The sequence below is a fragment of the Bacillus cereus group sp. BceL291 genome (assembly GCF_051776705.1).
Lineage (GTDB): Bacteria > Bacillota > Bacilli > Bacillales > Bacillaceae_G > Bacillus_A > Bacillus_A cereus.
On record NZ_JBPWAP010000012.1, the window covers coordinates 76952 to 91000 of the forward strand.

Consider the following 14049-nt stretch of genomic DNA (forward strand, 5'->3'; position numbering starts at 1 on the left):
ACAATCTCATTTGCATAAAACATGAATACTGTATAAATAATATATTTTTATTTTAGGAGGAAAAAATGAAAGCTGTTATTCTTGCTGGTGGGTACGGTACAAGAATTGGGGAAGAAACACATTTAAAACCGAAACCTATGATTGAAATTGGAACAAAACCCATTCTATGGCACATTATGAGTTTGTATAGTCATTACGGAATTACTGAGTTTATTATTTGCTTAGGCTATAAAGGATATGCAATTAAAGAGTTCTTTCTAAATTACAACTTACACATGTCTGATTTCACAATACAGTTAAACGATAATACAATTACTAGCCATTCTCATCGTGTAGAACCATGGAAAGTTACACTAATCGATACTGGTGTAAATACCGAAACGGGTGGCCGAGTGAAAAAGATTCAAAATTATGTCGGAGACGAACCTTTCTGCCTCACTTATGGTGATGGATTAAGTAATGTAAATATAAAAGAACTTATTACATTCCATAAAAAACATGGAAAAATGGCTACTGTTACTGCCGTACAACCTCCTGGTAGATTCGGTTCTCTCATATTAGATAAACAGTCTGTAACATCTTTTCAAGAAAAACCATTAGGTGATGGCGGATGGGTTAATGGTGGATTTTTCGTTTTAAATCCTGAAGTTTTCAATTACATTAGTGGAGATAAGTCTGTTTTTGAAACAGACTCTTTAGTTCAGTTAGTAAATAAAAATGAATTGGCCGCATATCAACATTCTGGTTTTTGGCATCCGATGGATACATTGCGCGATAAAAATAAATTAGTCGAGCTATGGGAAAGTAATAACGCTCCGTGGAAGGTTTGGTAATATGGCTTCATCATCTTTTTGGAATAAGAAAAAAGTATTTATTACGGGACATACTGGATTTAAAGGCTCCTGGCTCACCCTTTTCTTAAGTTCTTTAGGTGCAGAAGTAGTAGGCTTTTCTTCTCATCCCCCATCCATTCCTAACATTTTCGAACAAGGTAACGTAGCAAAAGAGTGCACGACAATGAAAGGCGATATTACAGATTACCATTCTTTATTTCATGCCATGAAGCAGCATAAACCTGACATAATATTTCATTTAGCAGCTCAGCCAATCGTAACTGCTTCATACAAAAACCCTATCGATACATTCAAAACGAATGTTTTAGGTACTGTTCACGTGCTAGAAGCAGCAAAGTCCGTCGAAAGCGTACGTGCCATTATTAATGTGACAAGCGATAAATGTTATGAGAATGACGGTAGTGGCGACCGAGCGTTCGTGGAAAATGACCGACTAGGAGGTTTCGACCCTTATAGCGCTAGTAAAGCTTGCGCTGAAATAGTGGCAACATCCTATCAAAAATCATTCTTCCGCACTAATACCCAGAAACTCGCCTCAGTCAGAGCTGGTAACGTCATCGGCGGTGGTGATTGGGCAGAAGATCGATTATTCCCTGATATCATTCGGGCATATTTGCACAATCATACTTTGTGTATTCGAAACAAATATGCCGTCCGTCCGTGGCAACATGTTTTAGATCCTCTACATGGCTATATCCTTTTAGCTGAGAAACTTTGGAATGATGCTAAATATGCAGAAGCGTGGAATTTCGGCCCAATGAATGAACATAACAGAACCGTTCATGATGTCATTGAATCTGTAATAAAATTATGGAATAACCCACTAACAATCATTTCCTCCTCTACAAATACTCCTTATGAATCACCTGTTTTAACACTCGATAGTACAAAAGCAGTAAACAAACTCGGCTGGACTCCTAAGTTATCAACAGATGATTCTATCGCTTGGACTGTTGATTGGTACAAAAAATATGCATCTGGTGAAAATATAGAATCTTTCACACGACAACAAATCGATGCATTCAAAAATTTATAAAGGGGCTATAAAATGGAACAGAAAAAATGCCGTTTTTGCCACTCATTACTAACCAACACTTTTTTAGATTTGGGCGTTTCCCCTCTCGCTAATTCATTTGTAGCTCCTGAAAGCTCATATAAAATGGAACCTTTTTATCCGCTGCACACATTTGTTTGTCACTCTTGTTTACTCGTACAGCTAGATGAATTTGAATCCCCGCAAAATATTTTTCATAACTATTTATACTTCAGCTCTTACTCCTCAAGTTGGCTACTACACGCTAAACAATATGTAGAAATGGCGATTAAGCGTTTCAACTTAACGAAACATTCAAAAGTGATTGAAATCGCAAGTAACGATGGGTACTTATTACAATACTTTAAAAAAGAAAATATCGAGACATTGGGAATTGAACCCGCGAAAAACGTAGCAGAAATTGCTATCAAAAAAGGAATTCCTACTCATGTGAATTTTTTCAGTAATGACTTAGCAAAAAAATTGCCACAAGCTGATTTAATCGTCGCAAATAACGTATTAGCACATGTTCCAAACTTGCATGATTTTGTTGCTGGTTTAAAAACACTATTAAAACGTGATGGCACGATAACAATCGAATTCCCGCACTTATTAAACCTTATATCCTTTAACCAATTTGATACCATCTACCATGAACACTTCTCCTACTTCTCACTTATAAGCCTTCAAAAAATTTTAGCTCATCATCATTTACAAATTGTTGATGTAGAAGAGCTTTCAACACATGGTGGTTCATTACGTATTTTTGTAAACCATCTAAGTTCCCAATCCACTATCCATTCCAACGTTACAAACTTACTCCAAAAAGAAGTCAATCACGGACTCGATACATTAGATTGCTATCTCCTTTTTTCTAAACGAGTGGAACAATTGAAAATAAATATTTTAAAGTTTTTTATCAAAGCAAAAGCTTTAAACAAACAAATCATCGGCTACGGCGCTCCGGCTAAAGGAAACACCCTGTTGAATTATTGCGGAATAGGTAAAGAATTTTTAGCGTATACAGTAGATAAAAATCCTCACAAACAAAATCTCCTTTTACCAGGAACTCGTATTCCAATAAAATCTCCAGCAGAAATTAAACGTACAAAACCGGATTACATTCTCATACTTCCTTGGAATTTGAAAGACGAAATTATAAAAGAATGCTCTTTCATTCGTGAATGGGGCGGTAAATTTTTAGTGACAGTTCCAGAAGTTGAGGTGATTGAGCCATGAAGAAAGTTGTTGTAACAGGTGGTAGTGGCTGGATAGGTAAATATGTTGTACATTCACTTATACAAAAGGGATACGAAGTGCACGCCACGTATAATAAAAATAAACCCTCTCACCTCCCTTGCCACTGGCATAAAGTAAACTTGCTCCGCAATGACGAAGTAAAACCATTCATTTACGACGTTCAGCCTAGCCATCTCATTCACCTTGCTTGGGAAGCAGTGCCACCAGCATGCTATGTATCTATTAATAATTACTATTGGCTAAAGTCTAGTATTTCATTGATTCAGCACTTTACAACATGCGGCGGAAAGCGTATTGTCGTTGCAGGTACTGGCGCAGAATACGAATGGTTTAACGGCGTATTATTTGAAGATTCACCGCTCCTTTCCTATAAAACCCCGTATTCTTTATGTAAAAATGCACTGCACTCCTGGCTAGAAACGTATGCACAACAAACAGGCCTCAGCATGTGTTGGGGCCGCATTTTTCATATGTATGGACCTCACGAACAAGGTAATCGGCTCGTTTCTAACATTATCACTTCCTTATTAAAAAACGAGGAAGCACTATGTACACATGGAAAACAATCGAGAGATTTCCTCCATGTGAGTGACGTCGCTGACGCTCTCGTAACAATATTAGAACACGGCGTTACAGGCACCATCAATATCGCTTCTGGTCAATCTGTACAAATTAAAGAGTTAGCTTCTATCATTGCTAAAAAGATAGGAAAAGAACATTTAATTAAACTAGGTGCAATCCCTTTCTCTAAAGATGAACCTTTATTTGTCGGGGTTAATGTAGAACGTTTAAAAACTGAAGTAAACTGGAAACCAACATACGATCTAAATACAGGAATAGAAGAAACAATTTTATGGTGGAAATCATTTATACAAAAACATAACGATATGCATCATTAAAACGTAAATCCTTCGTTCCTCTCGCTAATTCCTTATACCATTCTTCTAATCTTTCCGGCGTAACAATATGATGCGTACCCATTCCTCCATGCTTACTAGCTTCAGAAAGAGTCGGACCAATTTGTAACTTTCTCTTTCTCATCGCATCATTCCACGGACTAAACCCAAACCATAATATACAGGCAAGAGGTGGATAAATCATCGATTCATGCGCAGATAAATGTCTTCCAACCGTATAACTTCCATGCTCATGATTATGAATAAATCTTCCCCTTCTCCATAGTCTCCACTCCTCTGGTAAATAACCATGAAATCGCTGTTTCATTAAAGGTATTCCAAAGTTAAGTTCCGGATAATTATAGTTAGGATCATCGACCATAATAAGCCCTTCTAGCCAATACATCCTACCTCCCAATTCATCTAGTGATTTCCAAAACTGATTTTTATCTTGCATGCAAAGAAACTCAGTCGTATTTAAAATCATTTTCCATCCTTGTACTTCTTGTTCTATCCTCATCACTTCATGATCTGTCGCATATGCATCAAACTCTGGATTTACAGAATCTCGCACTTCCCAATGCGGTGCGAATTTTTTACAAATCTCAACGGAACGATCTGTTGAACCTTTATTAATTAAAATACCATGATCAAAAAGTTTCGTATGATGCATAAGCCACCATGGCAATAAATATTCTTCATTGTAAAAATGCGAAATAACGGTTGTAGTTATAATAATCTCCTCCTCTTTCTCTATTAATCTACTTTTTATCCTACAACCAATATACTCATAAGCAAAAATATGTTTCCTAATTATTGATCAAATATTATTATTAATATTTTTGTAAGTTTTCCTTTGGTACCCAGCCCTTCTCACCATCTCTTCCTTTGCCCCAAACCCATCCATTGAATTCTTCTAATCCAATCACTCTTTCTCCAATACTCACATTTAATTCTTTCGCAGTATATTGTTTTATAATAATTCCTGTTCCATTCATATCTTTTTTTATAATTTGCTCCGGAACCCATCCTTTCCGGTCATATTTCTCTTCGTGACAAAACATCCAGTTTTCCCAGTTTTCCGGACCAGCGTAACTCTCTATCATTTTCACTACATCCCCCTCTTCTAAGCAAATTGGATTAGGATAATTGCTAACATGTGATTTTATAACGATATATTTCATAACAACCTCCAATAATCAGAAAATTAAGTTATAATATCATTATAACTTAATGAGGAGGAATGCACGCATGTACTACAACACTTCATTCGAAAACGATCAACCTGTAGGCCGTCTATAAACTAAGACGGGCAATCATATAACACATACACTACGCCTCGTCTTAGGGAACTCATAATACCCTAAAAATAGACGGAGGTACTTCAAATGAAACAAACCATTTTAGGAGCTATATGTTTATCATTAGCAGCAAGTATATGGGGCGGTATGTATGTTGTTAGCAAATACGTACTCGATTTTATCCCACCACTAACACTCGTTTGGCTACGCTTTATTATCGCTTTTGTTGTTTTGTATGGCATTTTGAAACTAGCTGAGAAAAAGCAAAAGAAAAAAGTAACCATTCGCAAAAAAGATTGGCTCCTATTCGCTTGGATTGGATTTATCGGCTATTTCATTTCGATCACATGCCAATTTATCGGAACAAAATTATCCGACGCTCATACAGGCTCGTTAGTTACATCTGCTACATCTGCATTTATGGTTATATTTGCAGCGCTCATTTTGAAAGAAAAACTAACTGCTCGTAGACTTTTATCTACTATAATAGCGACAATCGGTGTCATTATTGTAATCGGATGGGATATTGAAATTGGCTCCTATTTTATCGGAACAATCATTTTAGTTGGAGCCGCTATTACGTGGGCTTTACTATCTAGTTATGTAAAAATCGCTTCAATCCAATTCTCATCCTTAGTTATTACAACGTATGCCATATTCTTTTCACTCTTTTTTATTACACCTTTTATGATATGGGAACTACAAACATCCTCTATCGGAACAGTAAATACGTACGTAATATTAGGCGTATTATACTTAGGTATTGTCTCAACAGCAGGTGCCTTTTTCCTTTGGAATAAAGGATTAGAATTAATAGATGCAAGCATCGGTTCCTTATTTTTCTTCTTCCAACCTATTGTTGGATCATTACTTGGCTGGCTCTTATTAAATGAGACATTAAATAGTAACTTTTTTATTGGCGGTATTCTTATTATATGTAGCGTTTTAATTACTACTTTTGAAAAGAAATAAAAAGCAGGCAGAGATTCTTAGTCTCTGCCTGTTCGCATTATTGGATCTTGATCGTGAAAACCAATACAAATCGGTATATATCATAATACTTCGCTTCTATTTGCTCTACTGCTAACGAAAAGACATCCTCTTGCATCTCTTCTAAATACTGAAATATATCCACACTAAACACTCCTCACTCTTTACGCACTCCAATGCGATGGACGGGATAACATTTTCGGTAATTTCGTATGCTTATCCCCTTTCGCTGCGTTAATTTGAACTTGCGTCAGAAAAATACTATTTGTAAAATCAGCCCCGCGAATATCTGCATCTCTTAAATCTGCTCCGATAAGATCTGCTCCTCTTAAATTTGCTCCATTTAAGTTAGCCGCAATTAAGTAAGCACCCCTTAAATTTGCACCTTGTAAATTTTTCTTTTTCAAAATTGCTCCCATAAGATCTGCTCCGCGGTGAATGATTCGTTTCTTACGTGCAGTATTCATTTCCTTCCATACTAATTCGCTCGTTTCTAAAAGAAGAATGTTCACCTCTGCCCTATGCATTGGAACATTTATTTTCATTAACTCATCTGGATTTAAATTCGAAAGTCGCTCTGTCTCCTCAATTGCGGTCTCCAGCTCTTTATGAATTGGCTGTGTTGCCTTTAAAAGAATCGCTTCATTCAAATACCAAAGCATTTCATGAAGTTGATGCATAACCGGAAAAGCATCGTACATTTTTCTTGCATGCTTTGCATCTTTCCGCCAATCAATCCCTTTAAACGTACCCTGAGAAATCTTCTGCCCAGCACCGAAACACTCAAATACTGTACAACCTTTATAACCTTTTCCTCTAAGATTTTTATGTATACTACATTTAAAATCTGATTGCAAGTTAGAACATGGTTTACCACCATCTTTATTCACTGCAAAATCTACCGATGCTGCGAACGGTAATGCAACGCAACATAGACCGAAGCATTTTTCGCAGTTTGCTTTTAAATGATCATTATGATTAGTCAAAATCTATACCCCCTGTTGTCTTTTGACTATTTCATAATATTCCAACTGTAATAAATAATCAATTTTAAAATAAACCGGCATCTTTCGTTCCAATTCATAACTTTATCATTCGATTTCCTTTCAATTGAAAAGGACTATTTCTATTTAATGAATTATAATTAAATTATAAATTTTCTAACTAAAAGGAGACTTATTATGGCACTAGAAATGAAAACAAACTGTCAAATTTGCGATCAATCGCTCGAACAAGATTCTGAAGCATACATTTGTGTATATGAATGTACATTTTGCGCACCATGTACAGAAGAAAGACAAAACGTTTGTCCAAACTGCGGCGGCGAATTAGTACGTAGGCCGAAAAAGAAACAATAAAAAGCAAAGCGATATCGCTTTGCTTTTTATTGTTTTCTGAGTATATGAAATTATATCGAACACAACTTAAACATTTAAAAACTTCACACAAACAGGCTCTGGCACAGCAACATCAGATTGTAAAAGTGTTAACTTTCCTGTAGATTCATCTCTTGAAAATAGCACAAGATTATGTGACTTTTCATTTGTAGCAACAAGAAACTTTTCAGTAGGATCTAATACAAAGTCTCTTGGCCAATTTCCTTCTGTAGATGTATGTTCCACAAATGCAAGCTCACCTGAGTTTTGATCTACGCTATAAACAGCGATACTATTATGACCACGATTACCTGCATATACAAAGCGGCCGTCAGAAGAAATATGGATAGCACTGCCTTGACTATTTTCATCAAATTGTTCTGGAAGAGTAGAAATATACTGTAATTCTGTAAAGGATCCTTCTTCCGAGTTATATGTTAGCGCAATAACCTCTGAACTAAGCTCCGTCATTACATAAGCGTATTTTCCATTTGGATGAAAAGCAATGTGTCTTGGTCCACTTCCCGGATTCACAGACAGGCTATTCACTTCTATTAATGTACTATCTTTTACTTCATACGTAATTATTTTATCTATCCCTAAATCAACGCCCACTACATATTTTTCATCAGGAGTGTACCCCGCGTAATGTGCATGTGGTTTTTCTTGTCTTTCTTTATTCGGACCTGAACCTTCATGTGCCATAATAGATGAAGCAGGATTTACAGTTCCATTTTCTTCATTTATTTCAAAAGACTCAATCGTTCCTTTATGGTAATTTGCTGTAACTACTGTATGATTTCCACTATCAACACTAATATGACAAGGAGAAGCCCCTTCTACTACTTGTCTATTTTTCGCTTTTAGTTCTCCAGTATGACTATCAATGGAATAAGCAGCTACACCGCCAGATTCGCCTTCCTTAACAACAGAATAGAGATATTCATTATTTCGGTTAATCGTTACATATGTAGGGTTATCCAGCTTAGCAGTAAGTGTTACATTACCAATTTTTTTTGCTTCCGTGTCTAAAATAAACTTATATATTCCTTCGCTATTTTCTTTCGTGTAAGTCCCAACATATCCGATAAACTCTTTGTTATCCTTCATTTTCATAACCCTCTCTCCCTATATTTTTCGTTCATCATACTTTTTAAAATATTTTATGTTGAAAGAGTATCCTAAAAAATCGGAGTACCTCTTTATACGTTACCATATTTTCTTGGTAAATAGCTTTTAAACCCACTTTTTTTGATACGCTGCTATACTTTCATATTCTTCTTCCAATTGACGGGACAAGCGGATATAGATTGGCGTTAAATCTTTATATTTTTCCACACTTTCCATGTTTGGCTCATGATGAAAATCTGCACCTACCATTTCAGAAACTACGGATAATGTATCTATTTCACCTAAACTATATAAACCGAGGATTGCAGCTCCTAAGCAAGAGCTTTCGAAACTTTCCGGAACATATACGTCTTGATGGAAAATATCCGCCATCATCTGTCTCCAAAGTTCCGACCTTGCAAAACCGCCTGTCGCTTGAATTTTTTTCGGTTCGCCAATTAGTTCTTTTAAAGCGAGAAGAACTGTATATAAGTTATAAATTACTCCTTCTAAAACAGCACGTATCAGATGTTCTTTCTTATGATGCAATCCGAGTCCAAAGAAAGATCCTCGCGCATTTGCATTCCATAAAGGAGCCCTTTCCCCCGCTAAATACGGGTGAAATAATAAACCGTCAGATCCCGGATTCACTTTTGCTGCTATTTCAGTAAGCACCTCATATGGATCTTTTCCTAAGCGCTTTGCAAGTTCAATCTCTGAAGTGCCCAATTGGTCACGAGCCCACCTGAAAATCATACCGCCGTTATTAACTGGTCCACCGATTACCCAATGGTCTTCAGTTAACGCATAACAAAAAATTCTACCTTTTGGATCTGTTACAGGACGATTTGTTACAGCACGTATCGCACCGCTTGTACCAATTGTAACAGCCACAACGCCAGGATCTATTGCATTTACACCTAAATTAGATAGTACTCCATCACTCGCTCCTACTACAAAAGGCGTAGAAACAAGTACATTCATCTCTTTGGCAAACTCTTCATCTAATCCTGTTAAACTGTGCGTTGTTGGAACAAGCTTTGAAAGCTTTTTATCTGTAATTCCCGCTACATGTAAAGCCTCTTCATCCCACTTTAAAGATTTTAAATTGAACATTCCTGTCGCTGATGCTATAGAATAATCAATTACATATTCTTTATATAACTTGTAAAAAACATATTCTTTAATAGAAATGAATTTATAACTTTTTGCGAATAACTCTGCTTGCTCATTCTGTAGCCAAACTAATTTCGAAAGTGGTGACATCGGATGAATTGGTGTCCCAGTACGAAGGTAAATTTCATGACCATTCATATCATTCTTTATTTTCTCCGCCCAGCTTGCACTTCTATTATCTGCCCAAGTGATACATCTCGTTAACGGCTTTCCCTTTTCATCTACAGCAATGATACTATGCATTGCCGAACTAAAAGAGACACAAAGAATATCATTCGGCTGTAAACTACTTATTCGTACAGTTTCTTTAATCGTATTTATTACTGCATGAAAGATTTCTTCTGGGTCTTGTTCTGCTGTTTCAGGTGTAGGAGAATATAAAGGATATTCAATTCCATGACTAGCAATAACAGATCCATCAGTAGAAAATAGAACTGATTTTGTACTAGTTGTCCCAATATCTACACCAATCATATATTTTGAGCTCACCATCTCTTCCTCCTAACAAAAATCCCTACAGTGTCCTAATCATATAAGAACCATAAAAATATATTTATTTTATCTATTCATAACGTTATGTGCTAAAGTTGTCTCTCTCAATTCATATAAAAATATCCTTATTTTAAACAAACATATCGAGTAGTAAAACGCCTCCAAAAGCGATAAATGAAAGTAACGTTTCTAATACTGTCCATGTTTTAAATGTTTCTTTCACTGTTAAGCCTAGGTATTCTTTTACCATCCAGAACCCAGCATCGTTTACGTGAGAAAACATTAACGCTCCTGCACCTGTTGCAATAACGAGTAACTCTAAGTTCACACCTATCGTATTTTCAACGATTGGCGAAACGATACCCGCTGCTGTTGTTAAAGCGACTGTCGCTGACCCTGTCGCAATTCGAATTAATCCTGCTACTATAAATGCTAATACAATTGGAGATAGAGCTAAATGCTCAGACATTTGAGCAATAGCATTCCCTACACCACTATCGATAAGAATTTGCTTAAATCCGCCACCAGCACCAATAATCGCAACAATTGAACCGATTGGTAATAAGCTATCTTCTGTTACCTTCTTAATAGCCTTTTTATCGATACCTTGACGAAATCCAAGAAAATAAAACGCTGCAAAACATGCAATCAATAACGCAATGATAGGACTACCGATTAATGTGACAATCTTCATCAAAGTAGTAGACAGTGGAACATACGGAGCCGCTGCAGCTAAAACCATTAACATAACTGGTAACAATATAACTAAAAATGAAACTCCTATTCCTGGTAATTTCGTTGATTTTGTATTTACACGAATCAATTCTGGCTCATTTTCAGGAATTACACGTTTGTGAATCCATTTAGCGAATATAGGACCTGCAATAATCGCTGCAAAAAATGTAATAATGAGTGAATACAATAGTACCTTCCCAAGGTTCGCTTTATAAATACCAATTGCAACTATGGCCCCTGGATGCGGAGGAACAAGGCCGTGTACGACAGATAGCCCAGCAATTGCTGGTAATGCTATCAATAAAATATTTTGTTTCGTTGTTTTATGAATTGAAATTACTAACGGCAGTAATATTAAAATGCCTACTTCAAAAAACACCGGGATTCCAATAATAAAACCTGCAATTAACATCGCCCATGGTAAGTTTTTTATCCCAAAGGATTTAATAAAGAACTCTGCCACTTGCATTCCAGCACCTGACTCTGCCATCATTTTCCCTAAAATTGTACCTAATACTAAAATACCTACTAAATGCCCGAGAACACTGCCGACTCCCGTTTCATAAGCACTCACTATTTTATCCATTGGCATCCCAGACATAATTGCTAAAAACAAACTTGCAATCGTTAAACTAATAAATGCATGCCATCTCCACCACGATACCCCTAAAATAACAATTACGATTGATAATAATGTAATCATTAAAAGGTACATATTCATACGCAGTTCCACCCCTTTATGTAAACCCTTTCAAAATTGCTATACGATTAAGAGAACCTATATAGTTCTTTCATGAGTAAGAATTTATATATCGATATACAAATCATCTTCACAAAATAATAATTTATACAAAAAGAATCTCCCTTATCAGAGATACATGTTAACTCACCTCTCTGATAAGGGGATTTCTCTTCCATAATTATAATGTTATTGTGATAAACGCTTCGCGCGATCAATTTTCCCTTTTTTAAAAGTGAATGACACTTTCTTCTCTTGCTGTTTTCACGTAGTAAGACTACAAACTCAGTATCCACTTTAAACGATGAAGTTACTTAGGATTTGTCTTCTCATGAAAAACAACTTTCGGAAAGCACCTTCACTTTCATAACATTATAATTTAGGCGCTTTCGCCCAATCAGCAGCAAATTTCTCAATACCTTGGTCTGTTAATGGGTGCATAGCAAGTTGTTCAATTACTTTATAAGGGATTGTTGCAATGTGAGCACCTGCCATCGCTACACGAGTTACATGATCTGGATGTCTAACAGAAGCCGCAATAATTTGTGTATCTAGTTGATGAACATCGAATAATTCAGCAATTTTAGCAACTAATAGTACACCATCTTCAGAAATATCATCTAAGCGACCTAAAAATGGAGAAACGTACGTTGCACCTGCTCGAGCAGCTAAAAGTGCTTGGTTCACCGTGAAAATAAGTGTAACATTCGTTTTCACACCTTTTTCAGTAAGGTAGCGACAAGCTTCTAATCCTGCTAACGTCATCGGAAGTTTAATTGTAACTTTTTCATCGCCACCGTTAATTTTAATCAGTTCTTCTGCTTGGGCGATCATCTCTTCAGCTGTAACAGCATCTGGCGTTACTTCTGCCGAAACAGATTCAACTTTAGGAACTGCCTGACAAATTTCTGCAATACGGTCTTCAAATTTAATGCCCTCTTTTGCTACTAAAGAAGGATTCGTTGTAACACCAGCTAAAACTCCAAGTTTATATGCTTTTTTTATATCCTCAAGATTTGCAGTATCAATAAAAAATTTCATGATTAATTCCCTCCAGTTTTTAAACGTTGATGAGTTACATGTTTAATATGCTTATCCCGTAAAAGCCCGATTTGTGTGGAATGAAGCCCCTACTTATTAAAGTTTCACTTTATTTCTTTTCTACTGCATGTCCGCCAAATTCATTGCGCAGAGCTGCTACAACTTTTCCTGTAAATGTATCATTGTCTAATGAGCGGTAGCGCATTAATAGAGACATTGCGATAACAGGAGTTGCTGTTTGAAGGTCTAATGCTGTTTCTACTGTCCATTTTCCTTCACCAGAAGAATGCATAACACCCTTAATCTCATCCAGTTTTGCATCTTTAGAAAATGCATTTTCTGTTAATTCCATTAACCAAGAACGAATGACTGAACCGTTGTTCCATACTCTTGATACTTTTTCATAATCGTAGTCAAATTCACTTTTTTCTAGAATCTCAAATCCTTCACCAATAGCAGCCATCATACCGTATTCAATTCCGTTATGAACCATTTTTAAGAAGTGACCACTACCAGCTTTTCCAGCATATAAGAATCCATTTTCTACAGCAGTATCGCGGAAGATAGGTTCAACGATGTCCCAAGCTTCTTGATCTCCTCCGATCATGTAACAAGCACCATTACGAGCGCCTTCCATTCCACCAGAAGTTCCTGCATCCATAAAGTGAATGCCATCTTTCTTTAATTGCTCATATCGGCGGATAGACTCTTTATAATGTGAATTACCAGCTTCAATTAAAATATCTCCTTTTGATAAAAGTGGTGTAACCTCATCAATAACAGAATCAACAACAGCGTGTGGTACCATTACCCAAAGAATTCTTGGTGATTGTAATGACTGAACAAGTTCACTTAAACTAGATGTACCTGTTGCCCCGTACTCTTTCATTTCTTCTACTGCGCTCGTATTTAAATCAAACGCTACTACTTCATGTTTATGATCCATTAAATTTTTCCCTAAATTTAATCCCATTTTACCTAACCCAATTAATCCTACTTGCATAATATAATTCCTCCTCAAATCATCTTTTATTAAAAATCCATAT

15 protein-coding genes are annotated in these 14049 nt (G+C 36.3%); 6 read left to right on the plus strand and 9 right to left on the minus strand.

The features are described from left to right. The first annotated feature begins 65 nt into the window (after window positions 1–65). Genes rfbF through ACS2CR_RS11005 form a run of 4 tightly spaced genes read left to right on the plus strand, consistent with a single transcriptional unit; the run spans window position 66 to window position 4046 of the window. Complete coding sequence (gene rfbF, locus ACS2CR_RS10990; RefSeq protein WP_000648806.1) at window positions 66–833, plus strand: glucose-1-phosphate cytidylyltransferase; 768 nt, start codon at window positions 66–68, stop codon at window positions 831–833. 1 nt (window position 834) lies between these two features. After that, window positions 835–1890 (plus strand): CDP-glucose 4,6-dehydratase, encoded by a 1056-nt coding sequence (rfbG, locus tag ACS2CR_RS10995; RefSeq protein WP_016111537.1) that lies wholly within the window; start codon window positions 835–837, stop codon window positions 1888–1890. A 12-nt stretch (window positions 1891–1902) separates the two neighbouring features. Further along, a complete protein-coding gene (locus tag ACS2CR_RS11000; RefSeq protein ID WP_000435771.1) occupies window positions 1903–3126 on the plus strand; it encodes a class I SAM-dependent methyltransferase in 1224 nt (407 codons plus the stop codon). After that, complete coding sequence (locus ACS2CR_RS11005; RefSeq protein ID WP_153602594.1) at window positions 3123–4046, plus strand: NAD-dependent epimerase/dehydratase family protein; 924 nt, start codon at window positions 3123–3125, stop codon at window positions 4044–4046. Before ACS2CR_RS11000 ends, ACS2CR_RS11005 begins: the two co-directional genes overlap by 4 nt. Here the strand turns inward: ACS2CR_RS11005 and ACS2CR_RS11010 are convergent. Both ACS2CR_RS11010 and ACS2CR_RS11015 read right to left on the minus strand, forming a co-directional pair. Next, entirely contained in the window at window positions 4015–4815 is an 801-nt protein-coding gene (locus ACS2CR_RS11010) for a glycosyltransferase family 2 protein (RefSeq protein WP_071686365.1), read from the minus strand. The two genes, ACS2CR_RS11005 and ACS2CR_RS11010, sit on opposite strands and share 32 nt — an antisense overlap. 61 nt (window positions 4816–4876) lie before the next feature. Further along, window positions 4877–5227, minus strand: a complete 351-nt coding sequence (locus ACS2CR_RS11015) for an SH3 domain-containing protein (RefSeq protein WP_053512626.1) — start codon at window positions 5225–5227, stop codon at window positions 4877–4879. 204 nt (window positions 5228–5431) lie between these two features. Here ACS2CR_RS11015 and ACS2CR_RS11020 point away from each other — a divergent pair, with 204 nt between their 5' ends. Then, window positions 5432–6316 carry a DMT family transporter gene (locus ACS2CR_RS11020; RefSeq protein ID WP_053512627.1) on the plus strand — a complete coding sequence of 295 codons (885 nt, stop codon included), beginning with the start codon at window positions 5432–5434 and terminating at the stop codon, window positions 6314–6316. A gap of 37 nt (window positions 6317–6353) precedes the next feature. Here the strand turns inward: ACS2CR_RS11020 and ACS2CR_RS11025 are convergent, their stop codons facing one another. Further along, window positions 6354–6479 carry a hypothetical protein gene (locus tag ACS2CR_RS11025; protein ID WP_254912586.1) on the minus strand — a complete coding sequence of 42 codons (126 nt, stop codon included), beginning with the start codon at window positions 6477–6479 and terminating at the stop codon, window positions 6354–6356. 19 nt (window positions 6480–6498) lie between these two features. After that, entirely contained in the window at window positions 6499–7320 is an 822-nt protein-coding gene (locus tag ACS2CR_RS11030) for a pentapeptide repeat-containing protein (RefSeq protein ID WP_153602595.1), read from the minus strand. 195 nt (window positions 7321–7515) lie between these two features. Here ACS2CR_RS11030 and ACS2CR_RS11035 point away from each other — a divergent pair, with 195 nt between their 5' ends. After that, on the plus strand, window positions 7516–7692 hold the full coding sequence (locus tag ACS2CR_RS11035; protein ID WP_001162791.1) for a DUF1272 domain-containing protein: 177 nt from the start codon (window positions 7516–7518) through the stop codon (window positions 7690–7692). A 66-nt stretch (window positions 7693–7758) separates the two neighbouring features. Here ACS2CR_RS11035 and ACS2CR_RS11040 read toward each other — a convergent pair whose 3' ends face one another. From ACS2CR_RS11040 to gnd, 5 genes are all read right to left on the minus strand, one after another. Then, window positions 7759–8826 carry a lactonase family protein gene (locus ACS2CR_RS11040; protein ID WP_000782217.1) on the minus strand — a complete coding sequence of 356 codons (1068 nt, stop codon included), beginning with the start codon at window positions 8824–8826 and terminating at the stop codon, window positions 7759–7761. Between the two features lie 120 nt (window positions 8827–8946). Continuing rightward, on the minus strand, window positions 8947–10488 hold the full coding sequence (gene gntK, locus ACS2CR_RS11045) for a gluconokinase (RefSeq protein WP_053512628.1): 1542 nt from the start codon (window positions 10486–10488) through the stop codon (window positions 8947–8949). A 130-nt stretch (window positions 10489–10618) separates the two neighbouring features. Continuing rightward, window positions 10619–11944 (minus strand): gluconate permease GntP, encoded by a 1326-nt coding sequence (gntP, locus tag ACS2CR_RS11050; RefSeq protein WP_001057616.1) that lies wholly within the window; start codon window positions 11942–11944, stop codon window positions 10619–10621. Between the two features lie 390 nt (window positions 11945–12334). Further along, the gene (fsa, locus tag ACS2CR_RS11055; protein WP_000667676.1) at window positions 12335–13003 is read right to left on the minus strand and encodes a fructose-6-phosphate aldolase; all 669 of its coding nucleotides are present in this window, start codon (window positions 13001–13003) and stop codon (window positions 12335–12337) included. A gap of 109 nt (window positions 13004–13112) precedes the next feature. Then, the gene (gnd, locus tag ACS2CR_RS11060) at window positions 13113–14006 is read right to left on the minus strand and encodes a phosphogluconate dehydrogenase (NAD(+)-dependent, decarboxylating) (protein WP_001195925.1); all 894 of its coding nucleotides are present in this window, start codon (window positions 14004–14006) and stop codon (window positions 13113–13115) included. Window positions 14007–14049: the final 43 nt, after the last annotated feature.